The 18,619-nt window shown below is 31.6% G+C and carries 16 protein-coding genes; 3 read left to right on the top strand and 13 right to left on the bottom strand.

Features of this window, described 5'->3' with window-relative positions; all coding sequences use genetic code 11:
- The first annotated feature begins 3 nt into the window (after positions 1–3).
- Complete coding sequence (locus ABW636_RS05815; protein WP_367589015.1) at positions 4–705, top strand: LytR/AlgR family response regulator transcription factor; 702 nt, start codon at positions 4–6, stop codon at positions 703–705.
- 163 nt (positions 706–868) lie between these two features.
- Here the strand turns inward: ABW636_RS05815 and ABW636_RS05810 are convergent, their stop codons facing one another.
- From ABW636_RS05810 to ABW636_RS05800, 3 genes are read right to left on the bottom strand one after another with little or no spacing between them, the layout of a single operon-like run.
- Positions 869–1,378, bottom strand: a complete 510-nt coding sequence (locus ABW636_RS05810) for an esterase-like activity of phytase family protein (protein ID WP_367589014.1) — start codon at positions 1,376–1,378, stop codon at positions 869–871.
- Complete coding sequence (locus ABW636_RS05805; RefSeq protein ID WP_367589013.1) at positions 1,326–2,030, bottom strand: esterase-like activity of phytase family protein; 705 nt, start codon at positions 2,028–2,030, stop codon at positions 1,326–1,328. Before ABW636_RS05805 ends, ABW636_RS05810 begins: the two co-directional genes overlap by 53 nt.
- 48 nt (positions 2,031–2,078) lie before the next feature.
- Entirely contained in the window at positions 2,079–2,936 is an 858-nt protein-coding gene (locus ABW636_RS05800) for a UDP-2,3-diacylglucosamine diphosphatase (protein ID WP_367589012.1), read from the bottom strand.
- Between the two features lie 229 nt (positions 2,937–3,165).
- On the opposite strand from ABW636_RS05800, the gene aroC reads away from it, so the two are divergent.
- On the top strand, positions 3,166–4,230 hold the full coding sequence (gene aroC / locus ABW636_RS05795; protein WP_367589011.1) for a chorismate synthase: 1,065 nt from the start codon (positions 3,166–3,168) through the stop codon (positions 4,228–4,230).
- 14 nt (positions 4,231–4,244) lie between these two features.
- Here aroC and ABW636_RS05790 read toward each other — a convergent pair whose 3' ends face one another.
- The 10 genes from ABW636_RS05790 to ABW636_RS05745 all read right to left on the bottom strand — a co-directional run bounded on the left by ABW636_RS05790 (position 4,245) and on the right by ABW636_RS05745 (position 18,149).
- Complete coding sequence (locus ABW636_RS05790; protein WP_367589010.1) at positions 4,245–5,462, bottom strand: sensor histidine kinase; 1,218 nt, start codon at positions 5,460–5,462, stop codon at positions 4,245–4,247.
- A gap of 371 nt (positions 5,463–5,833) precedes the next feature.
- On the bottom strand, positions 5,834–7,495 hold the full coding sequence (locus tag ABW636_RS05785; protein WP_367589009.1) for a cytochrome-c peroxidase: 1,662 nt from the start codon (positions 7,493–7,495) through the stop codon (positions 5,834–5,836).
- 157 nt (positions 7,496–7,652) lie between these two features.
- Positions 7,653–9,110 (bottom strand): PhoX family protein, encoded by a 1,458-nt coding sequence (locus tag ABW636_RS05780; RefSeq protein ID WP_367589008.1) that lies wholly within the window; start codon positions 9,108–9,110, stop codon positions 7,653–7,655.
- Between the two features lie 146 nt (positions 9,111–9,256).
- Positions 9,257–10,045, bottom strand: a complete 789-nt coding sequence (locus ABW636_RS05775) for a TIGR02757 family protein (protein ID WP_367589007.1) — start codon at positions 10,043–10,045, stop codon at positions 9,257–9,259.
- Positions 10,046–10,095: 50 nt separating this feature from the next.
- Positions 10,096–11,631: a hypothetical protein gene (locus ABW636_RS05770; RefSeq protein ID WP_367589006.1), complete on the bottom strand. Its 1,536-nt coding sequence runs from the start codon at positions 11,629–11,631 to the stop codon at positions 10,096–10,098.
- 47 nt (positions 11,632–11,678) lie between these two features.
- Entirely contained in the window at positions 11,679–12,311 is a 633-nt protein-coding gene (locus ABW636_RS05765) for a hypothetical protein (protein ID WP_367589005.1), read from the bottom strand.
- 250 nt (positions 12,312–12,561) lie between these two features.
- Positions 12,562–13,311 carry a LytR/AlgR family response regulator transcription factor gene (locus tag ABW636_RS05760; protein ID WP_367589004.1) on the bottom strand — a complete coding sequence of 250 codons (750 nt, stop codon included), beginning with the start codon at positions 13,309–13,311 and terminating at the stop codon, positions 12,562–12,564.
- A 23-nt stretch (positions 13,312–13,334) separates the two neighbouring features.
- The gene (locus ABW636_RS05755) at positions 13,335–15,173 is read right to left on the bottom strand and encodes a tetratricopeptide repeat protein (protein WP_367589003.1); all 1,839 of its coding nucleotides are present in this window, start codon (positions 15,171–15,173) and stop codon (positions 13,335–13,337) included.
- A 59-nt stretch (positions 15,174–15,232) separates the two neighbouring features.
- Positions 15,233–16,351 (bottom strand): GTP cyclohydrolase, encoded by a 1,119-nt coding sequence (locus ABW636_RS05750; RefSeq protein WP_367589002.1) that lies wholly within the window; start codon positions 16,349–16,351, stop codon positions 15,233–15,235.
- 142 nt (positions 16,352–16,493) lie between these two features.
- Complete coding sequence (locus ABW636_RS05745) at positions 16,494–18,149, bottom strand: transporter (protein ID WP_367589001.1); 1,656 nt, start codon at positions 18,147–18,149, stop codon at positions 16,494–16,496.
- 100 nt (positions 18,150–18,249) lie between these two features.
- Here ABW636_RS05745 and ABW636_RS05740 point away from each other — a divergent pair, with 100 nt between their 5' ends.
- Entirely contained in the window at positions 18,250–18,519 is a 270-nt protein-coding gene (locus ABW636_RS05740) for a DUF4834 family protein (protein ID WP_367589000.1), read from the top strand.
- Positions 18,520–18,619: the final 100 nt, after the last annotated feature.

Below are 18,619 nucleotides of genomic sequence, written 5' to 3'. Positions count from 1 at the left end.
TATATGAATATTTTAATTATAGAAGATGAATTAAGAATCGCCAAGAGAATTTTACGAATGAGTAAAGAGTTTTTTCTTAATACGCTAAATATTATCACTCATGTCGACTCATTACAAGATGGAATAGCATTTATTAAAGAAAATAAACTAGACCTGGTTCTTTTGGATTTGAATCTTAACGGTGACAATGGTTTTGATTTGTTAAAAACTACTATTTCAGAAGCTTTTCATACTATTATTATATCTGCCCATAAAGATCAGGCGCTTACAGCTTTTGAGTATGGTGTTTTAGATTTTGTACATAAGCCTTTTAATAAAGAGCGGTTAGATCTGGCATTTAACAGAGTACTTGCCAAAGAAAGTATATCTTCAAAGGATATAAAGGTATTGGCTGTCAAAAAAAGGGGAGAGGTACAATTAATCGGTATAGATACTATACGATATATAAAAGGAGCCGGAGTGTATTCAGAGTTGATCTTAGATAATGATACTAGTTTTTTACATGACAAATCATTAGAAAAACTAGAACAGTTATTACCAGATGATTTTATAAGAATACATAAATCCTATATAGTAAAGATTACAGCAATAAAGGCAATAAAAGTATATTCTGGTAGTAAATATATGGCTGAATTACATGATCAGGAGATGTTACCCGTAGGAAGAACAAGATACAAAGTATTAAAAGATAAACAGTTTAAATAGTTTCATAAGCTACAAGAAAAGGGGGTGTTAGTTCAACACCTTTTTTTTATGATATGTGTTGCAATTAGAAATTTGCATGAATCATATACAAAGAACTAGCATCAATTTTTGAAGCGGTATTTGGTAATATTTTTTGTTCTATGATTTCATTATCATCATCGTTTTAGCACCCTAAGGTTAACCAAACTCCTTCTAGTTTATCATGAGGATATCCCGTTTTTGACACCAAATCTGTTATCAAAATTTTTGATACAGGTTGTATGCCTGCATTTTTGATCTCTTCCCAGCTGGATTCTTCAATAGTTTTACCATTTATTAATAACCCATTCACTGCTTTGATGTCTTCTCCTGTAACATCGGTTGCATAGGATAGATCTATTTTGTAAATACGTTTTTGAGCTATTCCTGCTCCAGAAAATTTTCCATCCCTTTCTACCACAAGAAATTCTGTATTCGATAATGCTACGATTTCAGAGTTAGAAAGATTAGATTTTTCTTGCCTGTATAGGTATTGCTTTGTTTTGCCAGTATTAAGATTAAAAGTAACAATACGAGTAAGGTCTGTTTTTATTTTTACAGGATTGTATAAGGTAGATTGCATAATACCTACCAGGATTTTTTCATCTGGAGTGATCGAAACCTTCCATATCGCGATTAGGTCTTCTGTTTGCAAAAACAGCTGGTATTTTTCTGCCTCCATTTTCTTTATTAACTCCAATAGGCGATATACGTTCTAGCTCGACTCCCAGAGCAGAATAGTGAACAATATGAGGCCCATATTCATCAGATACCCAAAAAGTACCATCTTTGAGAGCTACCAATCCTTCAGAATCCAATCCAAAATCATCAAACGGTAATTGGTTACCATCAATATCATAAGGAATTTCTCCAGTTGCACCTTTTCCTTCTGGATTAGGAAGCCCTGTTATAGGAATACCGTTAGGGTTTTTTAGTAGAATTTCTTTTTTTAGTGCTATGTTACCATTTGCAAGCACTGCAAAATGACCTATTCTAGGAGTGTAGTTTGCCACCGGAAACTTTTTTCCACCCAAAAAATCGGTATTAGGGCCTCGATCTGTTATAGCATAAAATTCACCTTTTCTTTGTGGATGTGCAGTAGCAGCAGATCCATATCCACCATTACGTATTTCGACATCATTTTCTATAGATGCCAAAACCGAAAAAGGAAGTGGATAGGGTACATTTTCTTCTAATACAAGTTGAGGAGGTACAGAAATAGGGCCTCCCGAAGGATCATCAAGATATTGACAGGAGGTAATGACAGTAAAAACTGTTAGCAGGAGTAATTTTTTAATAGATTTCATTAGAGAGGTTTTATGATGGTTTGAAAATTAACTCAATAGAAGCTCTAATTAAGATTTCTTTACTGAAGTAATCATGTGGTTAATCATGAAAGAAGCTTGTAAAGTTTCTGGCTCTATAGAAAGGTTTTCTGACTCTTCTATTACTTCTGCATAAGACTCCATAGCTTCTTTTTCATAGTGTATCAATTTCCATTCTTGCTCATGATACTCCAGAGAGGTAAGATTCTCGATCCAATCACCAGAATTAAGGTAGAAACAGGAACCATTTTTATCAGTATGTTTTCTCATTTGTGGCTGGTGAATATGACCACAAACTACATAGTCGTATTTGTTTTTTACAGCTAATTCTGCTGCTACATCTTCAAAATCATTAATATATTTGACAGCTTTTTTTACACTATTCTTAATTTTTTTGGATAGCGAAAACTTCTCTTTTCCCATTTTTACCAAAAACCAATTGATGAGTTGGTTAAAAAGAATGAGTAGATCATAACCCCAGCCTCCTAATTTGGCAAGCCATTTTGCGTTTTGTATAGATGCATCAAATATATCTCCGTGAAAAAACCAGGCTTTCTTTCCGTCTAATTCTAATACCAGTTTATCAACAAGCTTAAAATTGCCCATTTCAGTATCACTAAATTTACGAAGCATCTCATCGTGATTACCTGTAATGTAAATCACCTCTGTCCCTTTAGAAGCAAAAGAAATAATCTTTTTAATTACTTTAAGGTGTGCTTTAGGAAAGTAACGCTTTCTAAATTGCCAGATATCGATAATATCGCCATTAAGAATTAATGTTTTTGGCTTGATACTATTTAAATAAGTAAGAAGTTCTTTGGCTTGGCATCCATAAGTGCCCAAGTGAATGTCTGAAATTACGACAAGTTCTACAGTACGTTTTTTCATAAAATCTAATAGTTATTCAAAGTAAAGAAGTAAAGCTAAACCTTAAGTTAATAAACTGTAAGTATATTGTTATGAAGTCTTTATCAGTATGTTAAGGCATTAAAAATGATTGTTGTAAAATTATTTTAATAAATACCTCTTTATTTTTTATAAAACTGAAATGTTTTTGTATCCTTTTACTAGAGGATTTTTAAATATTAACAATTACATTTGCAAAAAATCATTTTGCATGGCAGGAAATACTTTTGGTAATATATTTAAACTTACCACTTTTGGGGAATCACATGGAGTTGCAATAGGAGGCGTTATTGATGGATGCCCTGCGGGAGTTACATTAGATCTAGAAGCTATACAAGCAGAGTTAGATCGTCGTAAGCCAGGCCAATCAGCTATTGTTACACAACGTAAAGAACCAGACTCAGTAGAATTTTATTCTGGTATTTTTGAAGGTGTTACTACAGGTACCCCAATAGGTTTTGCTATAAAAAATGCAAATCAGAAGTCTAAAGACTATTCACATATCAAGGATTCGTACAGGCCATCGCATGCAGATTATACCTATGACCAAAAATATGGTGTAAGAGATTATAGAGGTGGTGGACGTTCTTCTGCCAGAGAAACAGCAAGTAGAGTAGTGGCGGGTGCCATTGCCAAACAAGTTTTATCATCGATACAAATCAATGCTTATGTAAGTGGAGTTGGACCAATTAAACTTAAAAAAAATCATACAGAGATTGATTTTTCTTTAACCGAAAGTAATATTGTACGTTGCCCAGATACAGAAACTGCTGGTGTAATGGAGAATTATATTAAACAAATAAGAAAAGAAGGCGATACAGTTGGTGGTATTGTAAGTTGTGTTATATCTGGTGTTCCTGTTGGTTTGGGAGAACCTGTATTTGATAAATTACATGCAGAGCTAGGAAAAGCAATGTTATCTATTAATGCTGTTAAAGGTTTTGAATATGGTAGTGGTTTTGAGGGCGCGGCACTAAAAGGAAGCGAACACAACGATCTTTTTAATACTGATGGTACCACCAAAACAAACCTTTCTGGAGGGATACAGGGTGGAATTTCTAACGGAATGGATATCTATTTTAATGTTGCTTTTAAGCCGGTAGCCACCATTATGCAGGATCAGGAAACCATAGATAAAAAAGGAGACATTGTAACTATGCAAGGTAAAGGGCGACATGATCCTTGTGTTGTTCCTAGAGCAGTACCTATTGTAGAGGCTATGGCTGCATTGGTCTTGGTAGATTATTGGTTACTTAATCGAACGATCAAAAAATAAGGTATTGTTGTTTTTTATAAAGAAACTACTACTTTACTAATTGAAAACTCGAAAGTGGTAAATACGTTTTCTTTTGAGGTTACATTGATAGTTCCTCCTTGTTTTTCAACAAGTTTCTTTACAGTAGAAAGACCAATACCGTTTCCTTTGTTTCCGTCTTTGTCGGTTACATTGGCTGTAGTGAAAAGCTCAAAAACAGTAGCTAGTTTGCTCTGGTGAATCCCCATTCCATTATCAGTAATTCTAAAATAAAAGAAATTCTCATCTTCTGAAGATTCTATAGATATAATAACCTTTTCCTTATCATTGTATTTAACACTATTTACGATAAGATTAAATAAAACTTGTTTAAGTGCCAGTTTATTACATTCCAGGACTGGGTCATGCTCAGGGAAATTAATGACCACGTTTGATTTTATACTTAATAAATTAATAATATCCTTTAAGAGATGGTTTAAATAAAACTCTTCGGGTTTATTATTTAGTAAATTATCACTTTCATAATGCTCTAGAATGTCACTTATGTAATTACTCATCGAAAAAGAAGATATTTTTATATACTTAAAGTATTCTAGACTTTCTTCATCTAATTTGCTCGTGAGTTTTAACTTTAATAAATCTGTAGACGTAATAATATTTGCTAAAGGAGTTTTTAAATCATGTGAGATTACTCTTGCAAATTCACGTAATGATTCGTTTTTTTTCTCTAGCTGATTCTGAATTTTTTGAAGATCTCTATTTTTCTTATTCAATTCGAAAAGAACAATTACTTGTTTTGCTAACGAATTAATGGATTCTATTTGCTTTTTGTTAAGTACTCTTGGCTTATTATCCATAACACATAGAGAACCTAAAGCAAAATTATTAGTATCTATTAATGGAATTCCGGCATAAAAAATAACAGGTCTACCTTCAAGAAAAATTGGTTCTGAGTTAAAACGAGGATCTTTGCGAGTATCTTTAATAATTAAAGGCGCATCTGGATGTAAGACTGCATGAGAACAAAGTGAATTTTTACGAGGTGTCTCACAAGTGGTTATTCCGTGTTTGGATTTAAACCACTGTCTATCACTATCTACTAATGAAATTAGAGCTACATCGGTATCGCAGATATAGGAAGCTAAAGCGGTAATCTCATCAAATTCTTTCTGAGATTCGGTATCCAGAATATCCAATGATCTTAATGCTTCTAGTCTGAAGTTTTCATTAATGGGTATAGTAGGTGATATCATCCTTTTCCAATGTATTGATTATCAATACTCAATTCTTAATAAAATTAACAAAAAATACTTAGATATTACGAGTTTTTTAGTATTTCGTAATAATTTTGCGTTAATACCGTAGATTTTCACGGTTTTCCATTAGTATAGTATCACTTTCCCTAAAAAAAGAGCCTATAGCTTAGGTAAAAATGCACATTGTGAAAAGCTATAATTGTATTTGGGGTAAAAATAAAAAGCTTATATGCATTTATAGTTCATAAAGAAATCATAACGTAAATTATGCAAGAATAGTATATCTCTATTAATAAAAAACACCTATTTTGAGCATTTTTTTTAAAGTGAGCTTCAAAATAGGTGTCAACAACAAAATATATAGTTTATTAGTATTTACTTACATCATCATCTAGTGTTTTTATAAAAGCAATGATATCTTTTATTTCCTGTGGTGTTAGGTTTAAAGGATCTGGAGGTAGTGTTTGGTATTCACTCTCGATTCCTATTCCAACGCCACCACCACGATTATAAAAATCAAGAACCTCTTCTAAAGAAGTATAAACACCATTATGCATATAAGGTGCTGTTTGATTTGTGTTTCGAACTGTTGGTGTTTTAAAAAAATGTTTTCTTTGATCTGTTTTGTATACATGATATCTGCCTAAGTCCTTACTTATTTTGGCATTTATAGTATCATTTTTTTCTGGAGTTCCTATAAGTTCTATTTCAGACTCTCTATAGTTAGGAGGTACTGTACCGTTAAATAATGGAGCAAAGTGACAAGTAGCACATTTTGCTTTACCACTAAAAAGATTAAAACCGTTAATTTCACTTTTTGTAAGTGTATTTTCTTTTGTGTTTATATTTCGGTCAAATTTTGAGTTAAAAGGAGTAAGACTTCTTATGTAACTAGCTATTGCATTTCGAATATGTGCATCACTAATTTTTTCTGTCTGATATACTTTATTAAAACTTTGTAAGTATGCATTATCTTCTGTGACTGTCTTTTCTAGTGTTTTAAGATCTGTATGAAACTCATTCTTGTTTTGAACAACTGCAATAATTTGACCTTCTAAACTACCAGCTCTTTTATCATAAAAAAAAGCTTGTTGTAATCCTGCATATAAAAGGGTAGGGGTATTTCTTGTAACTCCTTTTCCTATTTTTAGTCCATCGGTAAATGCTTTTTCAGGAAGGTGACAAGTCCCGCAGCTTATTTTTTTATTGGCCGATAAATTAGTGTCATAAAATAACTTTTTGCCTAGTTCTATTTTTTCTGGCGTAGTTTTTCCGGCATTTCTATCTGCAAAAAAAGTATGATTAAAGGTATTATTAGAAAATAGGGAAGTCGCATTATTTTTGATGCTTAGTTCGAAAGGAAAGTTTACATTCCAATCCGCAACCGTCTCATTCCACAATGTTAATTGTTTGTGTGTGTGGTTTTTGATGAAACTATACCTGTCAAAAGTATTAAAATCAGATGTTAATGTTTGAATACAAGTATCAATTTCATCATTCCATTTTTTTAAAAGTTCTATATCAACAAATTCGTGTTCTAATAAAGATAGATATGTTTTTAGACTTTTATACACCGTTTTGGACTCCTCTAAAGAATTTTCGAGCACAGGAGAATCAAATCCTGTGGTTCCTGTCACTGCTATTTGAACAATTGACTTTCGTAATATCCATAAAAAGTGATAAGTCTGTAGATGCTTAAAGCTGATATTTTGCTTAATTAATTTTAATCTGTTGGTAACTAAATTAAGATGTTTAAGCACCTTAATAGAATCCATTTCTTCGGTAAATATCTCTTCTTCTAATACCTGATAACCGCTAGGGTCTTTAATTTTTATATCTGTATAATCTTCTTCTTCAATCTTTAAAATGTTTGGTTGGTTTAGGAAACCATAATTTTCTATGTCTAACGATGCCAGGATGGGTTCCATTTTTTTAAAATACGTTCTTGATTTTAAAAAATATTTTTTGGTATTGGCTGAATTAATTTTTGCACTATCCAACAAATTAATAGCCATGCCAATATCTGCCATAAATTGTTTTTTTATCAATGTATGATAGGGTATTTTTTCGGTATTTATTTGTTTAGTTTCTTTGGTTTTTGTGCAGGAAATTAAAATTAATAATAGCACAAAGAGGCTTATAAAAAAATAAGCCCCTTTATTATTTTTAAACGATACTAATGTCATACTATCTATTTAATCCTTTGATCACGTATAGCATACTTCCTTCTTTTCGGCTGTTAGCTACGTCTGGGTTTGCTTTTGGATCTGTAAATGCTGTTCCGTCTGCTTTTTCCCAACCATGATTTTGAGTTATTAGTAGGAAAGTATCATCAACATCAATCACATCAGAAATGTCGATCATACCAGTTATTTCCCACATTTTATCTAAGTTACCATACCCTGCTGCTGTAGCTTTTGTTTGATCACACTCTAGTACTACTTTTAACGCTCCGGTGTTTAAGTTGTATTGGTATAATCTTGCATAGTGATCTGCCGCTGGTTTGAAATCCTGAATTCCGTTAGGATCCTCCTGAATGTAAGCGTAATTTTTAGTAACTGTAATATTGTCTGGACTATGAAAAGCTTCTGCAATACCACCTTCTTTATCACCATCTAAGATACAAGTGATTTTACCAGGCCCTTGAGGGTTGTAAGGGTTTAATTCTACTTTATAGATTCTTCCAGAACGAGTTCCTTTTCCGATTAATCCTGGTTTATCTCTACCCGTAACAGCCAAGTATAATTCTCTGTTATTTCTTTTGTTTCCTCTTCTCCAATCGATATCTTCTAATCTAGAGAATCCCATAACACCCTTTTCTTTGGCTTCTGCATCTAATAAATCAATATCTTTTTCATTAAGTTCTACGAATTCCATTTGATAGGATACTCCTTCTTCCATATCCATTTCATAAGTTACTCCAGGTGAAGTTACTTTTAATCCATATAATTTACCACTATCTAAATCTCCTCTTTTACCAACATACATTCCTAATTGACCAGAAGGAACTTCGTTGTTACTATTGTCATCTCCAATAAAAACAACAGTTTTTCCTGGATATGCTTTCTTGTTTAAGGCAACTGCATTTTCTGTAGACCATTGCCCTAAAGCAGGTAGCATTCTGGCAGCCGATGCTTCACCTTCATTTCTAAAAGGATTGGTTGCGAATACTCCTTTAGAGTTTCCTCCCCATTCTCCTCCAGAAAGATATAGGGGGCCAAAACCATGCTCTGATGGTGTAATCATTGATCCAGAACATTGTGCAGTATTAGCTGTTGCCACTGCGTTAAGGATATGCTCACCTTTAATAGGTTTAAAAGTTTTATCTAATGTAATTCTAGCTATAGCATAGTCTGCCTCTATATTATTAATTAAGGTATATGTACCGTCATTATTACTTAGTAGTCCAGCACCATCTGCCATAGAACCATACGTAAAATTAGGTATGTATGTATCTTCAGAAGAAAGTAAGTTGTATACTTCTATATCAGAAAATTCTGGAGTTGTTTCTATTAATACAGGAGATTTAGAATGGTTTTTTAATTCAATTTTAGGGTTGTTAGGGGTACCGATATGATCATCAAGATCACAAGAAGTTAACGCCAAAGCAGAAGCTAAAGAGGCGAAAAATAGATAATTTTTCATGATGTGTGTGTTATTTTTTTGTTTTTACAAATTTAATCCACGACACCATCGTTGGGCTTTATGTAAGTGTTTTATATTTATTAAAGAAAAGTCACCTTAGTGTTTAGAACGTAAAATTAATGTCAATGTTTAGAATCATTCTAAGGTTAGAATTTTTCAAAAACTCCTAATCCAAATAAGGCGTAATCGTACTTAACAGGGTCTTTTACATCGAATTCTCGAAGTTTTTTGTCTAGTTCTGTTAACGCTTTTCCATCATTTTGTTTGCGTGTAAGCAATCCTAGTTTTCTAGCAACGTTTCCAGAATGTACATCTAATGGGCATGATAATTGAGATGCAGAAATTGTGCTCCAAACCCCTAAATCGACTCCGGCTTTAGCATCACGAACCATCCATCTTAAAAACATATTTATTCGTTTGGCTGCAGAATTTTTGTGAGGATCACTTATATGCTTTTCTGTTCTTGGTGGATGGGGTATACTAAAAAACTCTTTCTTAAAATGATGAATTGCATTTTGTAGATTATCTTCTTGTTCATATTGATTAAAAAAGTTCTCTAAATTACCGTGGATATTATACAAATGCTGTAATGCACAAATAAAATAGGAGAGATCTGTACTATTGAATGTCCTATGTACAAACCCATCAAAATAATGATTGTCAGAAGCCTTATGATTCATTACAAAGTCTAAAGGGCTATTTCCTAGTAGGGTAATCAATTTATGAGCATTTTTTAAAATACTTTTGCGATTTCCCCAAGAAATAGTAGCGGTTAGAAAACCTGAAATTTCAATATCTTCTTTTCGAGAAAACAGATGAGGAATTTGAACGGGATCTGTTTCTATAAACTTAGGTTGTTCATAGAATACTGCCTTTTCATCTAGAAATTCTTTGAGTTGTATATTAGAAATTTTACTAAAACTACTTTGATTCATTACCACAATATTTGTACGCTAAAGTATCAAAATATATCAATTCTTTAAGGTTATTTTTTGTAATTACTAAGACCTATTCTTTGTTTACTAGTATTTCCAGGCTGTGCAGGATTAGATGCTAAATCTGGATCCATAGGGTTGTTATTAGTGCAATCTTCAAGTGCGCATATTGCATTCATAACCAAGTCCATAGTCATTTTTAAATTTTTCCGTATCCATGTCGATTTTCCTTTAAAATCAGCAGGGTTTGTAACCGCCTTTAGGCCATCATAGATCGCTTTATTGGGATATTTATCGTTTAAATAATGTTCATTAGGCTTTACTTCATTCATACCATCAATTTCTTTAGCATACCCTTCTAGTTCTTTAAATTTTTTAAACCATTTTTTCATTTTTTTTAATCGATCTTTTACAGTATCCAATAATGGTTTTTTGTCGTTATCGATTTTTTGTAAATAATGTAATTCTTCGTTAGGTAAAGGCCCACCTTTCTTTTTTTTAGAAAAAATATTCATAGGAGAAGAAGGTTCATGTTTTGTCATAATATCATCTAGATTATCTGGTGAACTTCTAAACACCCATGCATTAATGTTTAAGATAGTATCTCGATGTTTTTCACTATTTGATAAATGTAGTTTTTTGATTTTCCAGACAGGAACCTTTGTGTGTCCATAATCTAATATATCTGCTCCAGGCTCATCATTATAGATTATTTTCATAGTATTTGATGCATCTGTAATAATATGTATTCTTCCTTTTTCATCTTTTGAAACACTTAGTTTGGCAGGCCTGTATAATTCTATTTCTGTTGTTGTGTATACTTGGGGGAACGCTCTTAAAAAGAAACCGTTACCAATGTATGACCAAATTCCCTTATTGATTTCTTTACTGCCTATTCCTATGGGAGGTATCCCTTTTTTTACAGCAATAGCTTCTATTTCGTCATATTTTAACTGCGTGTTTTGCATTTTTTGACGTAAAGAAGCATATGTATTCATGAGAGATTTTACTTTTTCTGGAAGTGCTTTGTTTTTTAGTTTGTCAAAATTTACATTCATAAATAGAATATCCTTGTTGGTAAGTAGTGGCCTTACTTTGGCTTGGAATTTTAGAGGGTATTTAGAAAATTTTGCTCCTGCTTCAATTCCCCATATCAGAGTTTGTACATTAGATTGTGAAATATTTGGGTATTGTATCGTTTTTTTTAGGATAGAATGAATTAATTTAGCTTTTCTACCTTTCAATCTAGCAATTTGATATCCATCACCCTTGGTAGGTCCGTATACTCCAGCTTTTAAGCAGTAAGATCTAACGGTAGATTTATAGTAACCAGGAGTAAGGGTAGAACCATTTATCTCTTCTGCTATTTCTGTGGAAAACATATCTTCGTCTAGCCAATCGATTCCGTATAATGTATCTTTTATTGAAGTTGAAATAGCTGCGGTTTTTTCAAAAGATACTTTTTTTGTTTTATTCGAAATGCCCCTTACTTTTTTTGTTATTTTTTCAAATATCTGAGACTGACAAATAGTGCTAGTCAATAATAAAAAGGAAATCGAAAATATTTTGAAGTGTTGTGTTTTCATGGGTTATAGATGCATTGATAGGTGTATCTTTACTTGTATAAGATAGGTTATTTTGCCAATTTTTCTAATTCTTTTAAATCAAATTCATCTAAAAAGTCTTTTAGTTTATCTACAGAAAGTCTATTACCTTCTAGGGTAATCAAAAACCTTTTAGAAATTAGAAGTTCTATTTTGGTATCTGTAGTATTATCGTAATCATTATTTATTACTTCTTCAACTCCTTTGTATCCATTTATAGTACTCGATTTTTTATATCCGGTATCTGTTTCCTCTTCAAAATCTCTAGAAAATCCCATTCTCGCAAATGCTATCATAGCACTTCCTGTTTCTCCCGCTCCGTCCATGATCGAAAAGTGGATCCTATCACCATTTTCATTTTCATATTTTGCTTCTGCCATGCTTATATCTGGTATCAATTGATTTCCGATAGCTATTTTTTTTCTAGAGTATTCTGGAAGACTTTCCGGGATAATAGCCCTTAATAATTCATTAGATATAGGAGTTGATTTTTCTAGTTGGGATCCGTCTTCTTCAATTTGTTGTACTTCATCAGCGATCTTGTTAAGATCAGATACATTTTCTATTAGATCAAGTAAGCCAGGTTCTTTTTCTTCACTTTTGTTTTTTCCGCAAGAAAAGAATAGTAAAATACTAGTGACAGCTACAATTGTTTTTATCATTGCTTTTTTGTTTTTGTGTGATATATGGTTTTAATTCTTGTTCTTTTATAACAAGAATTTTTAATTATTATATGTGAATTATTGGTGTCTCGTGTTATTATATTTTCCCTAATAGAAAGCTAAGCCTAATACATGTATTAAGCTTACACAGAATTATTTGAGGTGTAATTTATAGCTCTTATTAATGTAAATTAGAGTTAATGTGAATTTGCTACCCCTTTTTTAGTATTTAATAGTGATGAACGAGAATTTAAAATAACTCATCAAGGTATTCTATTAATTTCTTTCTTCTGCTTTGTGCAACAGGAATGATATACTCCTCTTTAAGAATTACTTCATCCTTACGTCGGTCGAATGAAGAAATATGTGACATGTTGATCAAGAAACTCTGATGTGTACGTAAAAAACTATAAGTTCGTAATTTATCATCAAAAGATTTGAGTGGTTTTGATACTACTATTTTTTTCTTATTTGTGAGTAGAAAGGTGGTGTAGTTATTATCAGATTTTGCATAAATAATATCTTTAATATTAATAATATGAATGGTTTCTGCATTCTTGAGTACTAGTTTCTTTAGCTTCTCTTTACTAGAAAAGTTATGAAATAGTGTTTGTAGTTGTTTTTGATATTGGGTATTGTGAATAGCATCTTTAGCTCTATTGATAGCTAGGATTAATTCTTTTTCTTCATAAGGTTTTAGCAGGTAATCTAAAGCACTAAATTTAAAAGCATCGATAGCATATTTGGCATAAGAGGTGGTGAAAATGATTTTAAAATCTATTACTTTAAAAAGTGATAAAAATTCGAAAGCAGTACCATCGGTTAGAAACACATCTAAAATAATAAAGTCGGGTCGAAGGTTTTTGATTTGATTGGCAGCTTCTTTAATACTATCAGAACTACCAATGATATTTACATTTTTATATTGTTTTAGGATAGTAGTAACATACTCGGTTGCTTGGATGTCATCTTCTACAATAAAACAAGTAATGATATTCATAAGTGGAGAGTACTACGTTTATTCTAAGTTCTTGTAAAACTTAAAGTGACTTCTGTTCCTTCTGTAGAAGATCGAGTATTAATAGCTCCCTCAAAATTGTTAGAAGTTTTATTAAGATTCTTAAATTGTTCTCTAATAATATCTGTACTCATAGATTTATGTAATCGTTTAGAGTTATCTTTTAGAACGGTGTAACCATTTCCGTTGTCTTTTATAGCAACGAAGAGGGTATTATTTTCTTTATAGTATCGAATACTTATAATTCCGTTTTTATTGTCTTTCACCCCATGTATAATTGCATTTTCTACAAATGGTTGGGTAGCTAGCGTTGGTATGAGGTCAAAATCTTCATCGACAGTTTCTTCTACAAATAGGTCATAAGAAAATTTATGTGTTTGATTAATTTGCTGAAGTTTAAGGTAGGACTCTAGTGCTATTTTATCGTCTTCTACAGAAATAAAGTCTTCATCAGATTTTTCTAATATTAATCTAATTAGTTTTGAATAACTGGAGAGGTAAGAGCTTGATTTACTTTGGTCGTTTTTACGAATAAAATTTTGAATACTTTGTAACGCATTAAATAAAAAATGAGGATTAAGTTGCGCCTTTTTTAGCCTTTGCTGAAGTAAGATTTTATCTAGTTTTTCTTTTGTTTTATAGTTTTTAAAACCAAAATATCCTAATACCAATATTAATACCCCGAAGATAAGTATCGTGATAAGAAGATAGTTTTGTTGTTTTATGGTTAGTGCCTGTAATTCATTTTTTGTATCTAAAATATTAATCTGATTCTGTTTCTTTTCTGATTCGAATTTTTCTGTTAATTCTGCTACCTTTTCTTTTTGTAATGAGTTCGTTAGAGAGTCTTTATGAATATCTTTAAGATCGGCATATTGTAATGCTATTTCGTAATTTTTTAACCCAAAGTGTGCTTCTTTATAGTTATTGTAAATATAAGACTTCAAAACGCCTTTAGCCCCGATTAATGCACTGTCAAGATATACTATTGCATTTTTGTACTCTCCTTTTTTAAGAAAAGAATACGCTACATTATTATAGGTTAAGTTTAAGGTGTGTGATTGGTTTAATTCTTTTTTTAGTACAATGGCTTTTTTTCCATAAGTAACTGCTAGGTCATAGTTAGAACCTTTATCGGTATAATAATTAGAGAGATTGTTATAGACTACAGAAAGAACCCTTGTTGATTTATATTTTAATGCCAATTTTTCTAAATCAAATATATTATCTGTAAATTTTTTATGGAGTTTTTGGTCTAGATAAATATTACAAAGATTTACTAGTATCTGAAGCCTTAGAACCTCATTAGATTTGCTTAAGGGTAAAGCTCTTTCAAGATAAATCAGTGCATTTTTAAAATTTTTTAGAGCGGCATTTATAGCACCAATATTGGCATACGTATTTACCAATTGTTTTGGGCTTTTAGATTGCTCTAAAACCTTTGCTGCTTGAATATAAATGTCAAGGGCTTTTTTAAAATCTTGTTTATAGTATTGTATAGTGGCAAGATTATGTAAAGTTTGCCCCTCTATATGTTTAGGGAGCTCCTGTCTCAAATTAAGTTGAAGTAAAGAATCAGCTTTAGGAAAATTCTTTTTTAATATAAATAAACTACTTTTTTGTAGGTATGATTTTGCAATTAGAGTATCATTCTTAATTGATTTTGAAATAGCTAAAGCCTTTTCTACATAAAAAAAAGAACTATCAAGCTTCTTTTGTTGTAGTCCCTTGGATCGTTTTAAATAGAACGCTACTCTGCCGGATTCATCAGAATTTGACTGAGCCAGAGTTAAATTACAATTTAAAAAAACAGTATAAATAATAATTAGATAGTATGATTTCATTTTATACTTAATTAATTTATACAGTTGTGATTACAATATTTTATTGTTCTTGTGAGAGATTAAATATCCTTTCTAAACGTTCGTCTCATTTTATGTTGTTCATGTTCATAATCATTCCAAAGTGCTTGTATTGCTTTATTTTCAACTAATTCGGGGTTAGTTTCTACCATTTCAATACCATTGCGTAAAAAAGCCTCATTCATTTCTTTAAAAATAAGAGCAGTAATCCCTTTGTTTTGATACTCTGGATCAACTCCAATTAGATAGAAGGCAGCAGTATCATTTCTACGTTGTGCTTTTAGGATATGTAAGAACCTTAATGGGTATACTTTTCCATTCATCTTTTTTAGTGCTCTTGAAAAAGATGGCATAACAATAGAAAAAGCAATTAACTTTCCTGTTTTATCTGCAATGCATGTAATGTACTCTGGATTAAGATATGGAAGATATTTTTTCTTGTACATATCTATCTGGTACTGTTGTATAGGAACAAATGTTTGTAAACTACTATAAGTTTTGTTTAGTAGTTCGAACATATCATCTGCGTATTGTAATATTTCTTTACTTTTTTTGAATTTAAGAAGTTGCAGTTGGTAACGTTCTTTGATGACTTTAGAAAATTTAATAACCTTTTCTTTGGTCTCTTTAGGTACTTTAATTTTGTATTCTACCCAAGTTGCAGCTTGCTCAAAACCTAATTGTTCTAGATGTTGAGAGTAGTATGGATAATTGTACCAGGTAATCATTGTATTTAACTCTTCAAAACCTTTGACCAGTATGCCTGCTTTATCCATATTAGAAAACCCTACTGGCCCTTCCATATATGATAACGAATGTTGAGCGCCAAACTCGGCAACTTTATCCAATAAAGCACGGGTTACCTCGATATCATCTACTACATCAAACCATCCAAAACGCACTTTAGGCTTTTTTTGTTCTTTAACTTCGATCCAATTAATGATAGCCGCAATACGCCCTACAATGGTAGTACCTTTATAAGCAAGAAAGTATTTTGCTACCGCATTTTTAAATACTGGATTTTTTTCAGGATTCATTACGTCTATTTCTTCCTTGATAATAGAAGGAACGTAATAGGGGGAGTTTTTATATAGCCCAAAAGGAAACTTAACGAATGTGGTTAAATCTCCTTTTGAAGTAATTTCTTTAATCGTAATCATATATCATCTCTAATTCATCACAAATATATAATCCTTTTAACAAATATTATGATTGCCGATCGATCATTTTTAATAAAATATGATATTGATTATTTATTTACTAAAAATATTAGATAATCGACTCATGTTTAAAATGAAAACGTTACTCTAATTCTTCTAATGCTTTGTCCAATTCTGATTCGTCATCTTTTTTATTCTTCTTTTCTTTTTTCTTCTTTTTCTCTTCTTTTAGACGTTTCTTTTCTTCTTTTTTTCTACGTTTTTCTTCGGCCTTTTTGATTTTAGCCTGTTCTTTTTCATATTTTTCGAATTCAGCATCTATATCCTCATCTTCTTGTTCTTTTTGCTTTTCCTCTTCTTCTTTTTCTTTAGCTTTCTCGTCGGTCTTTTTCTCTTCGTTTTCGAACTCTTTTTCCATTTTTTCAAGTTCTTTGAGTTCTTGATCAATATCCTGCAGTTCTTGATCAACGCCTTTTTCTTTTTCCATTTTATCTAATTCGGCATCAATATCATCGATCATTTTTTGCTTTTCTTTTTCGGCACGTATTTTATCTTTTTCAGCTTTTCGTGCTTCTTTAGCTTCTCGTTTTAAGCGTCTTGATTCTTCTTTCTTAAATTTCTTTCCTTCTTTTTTAGCAATCTTCTCATTTTCAATTCGCTCACGTTCTAGTCGTTGCTCAGTTCTTCTTTCGTCAAGATCTTTTTCTATGGCGTCCCTAAAATTATCTTCTTCAAAATCGTTTACAAAAGGTGTTTTTCCTAGTTTAAGACTGTCATTTTCAATTTCATCTTTTTCGTCGAATTCATCAAAATTCTCTTCATCTTCTTCTAATTCTTCATCTTCTTCCTCTTCTTCACCTTCTTTAACACCGCTTTCTAACCCTGGTTTTTCTATAATTTCATCTTTATTATGCCAATCAAATCGGTAAGAAGCTCCAAAACTTAATGTAAATATAGAAGGAGTGTCTTTAAAATTAAATGCAATATTTGCATCAAATTGTAAATCTTGGTCGTAGAGGTATGCCCCACCAAATCTCATGATATCATCACTATAAAAATCACTTTTTTGACCCTGATATTCTCCAAAAGCAGCCCATTTATCATTTATGGTATGTGTAGAAGTGATAATCCACCCGATAATAGGGTCTTTGGTAGTGATTTTATCTACGATCAAATTAGTAACAAGCACCCAATTTCCGTTTATACTTGTGGTCCAGTTATTCTGTGTCATTACAACAATTTTTGGACTAAACCCTTCATCATCAGGAGCCGTGAAAGGATTGTTTTTAGAAACAAAATTAGCGCCCAAATATGCAGAAACCGCAGGAATAAGACTCTTCCATTTAAATCGATGATGTTCTTTCCAGCTTTTTAAAGAAGAATAATCGAGAGAATCTTTGTCTTTTGGTTTTTTATAAGGGTCATAAATCAAATATTTTGCTCCAATGGTATTTGTTTCAAAATTACTTCTCTTTATTTTTTGTTCATCACCACCTATAGTTTGCGTAACACCATCGGCGCGAAATTTACCATTTAATCTAATTTCTAATTGTTCTATAAGAAGTCCATATCGTATAGAATAATCTAAATTAAAAACATTGCTTTTGGTAGAAAGGATTTTATGTTTTTCTTTACCAAAACCAAAACCACCTTCTAACTGCAATACATTATTACCTACAGAAAATGCACCTTGTGATGTTCCTGGGCGATTCGTGTTGATCTTTTCTGTATACTGTGCAGAAACAAATTGACCAAAAATAAATAAAGAAAATAGTAATAGTATATGTTTAGGGCTCATACTCCATTGATTTGGTTCAAATATAGCGGATTTTATCATTTTTTTAGGACAGACAGCACCTATTTGTATAGAGAGTTCATTATTTTTGGAAAAAAATTTTATGCAAGAAGCATCATTGCAAGGGGTATTAAAGATAATTCTCATTATAATCTTGGTATATTATGGACTTAAAGTATTAACGCGTTTATTCGGTCCTCTATTGCTTAAGTATGTTACAAAGAAAGCTGGAGAAAAGTTCGAACAGCGTTTTAATCAATACCAGCAACCACAGCAATCGACAGAAGGAGAAGTTACTATAGATAAAAGAACAAAGAAAAATTCTTTTAATAAAGATGTAGGAGAATATATCGATTATGAGGAAATTGATTAATTTGGCGGTTCATTTAGTAAATTCTCACAAATCATGCCTTTCAAAAAAATCTTACTTCACTTATTTGTTGTTCTAGGTTTTGTAATAGTATCGTTGACTT

The organism is Aquimarina discodermiae, assembly GCF_040786235.1.
Classification (GTDB): domain Bacteria; phylum Bacteroidota; class Bacteroidia; order Flavobacteriales; family Flavobacteriaceae; genus Aquimarina.
Note: the sequence above shows the minus strand (reverse complement) of the source record. Positions and strands in the feature narration are given on the sequence as shown.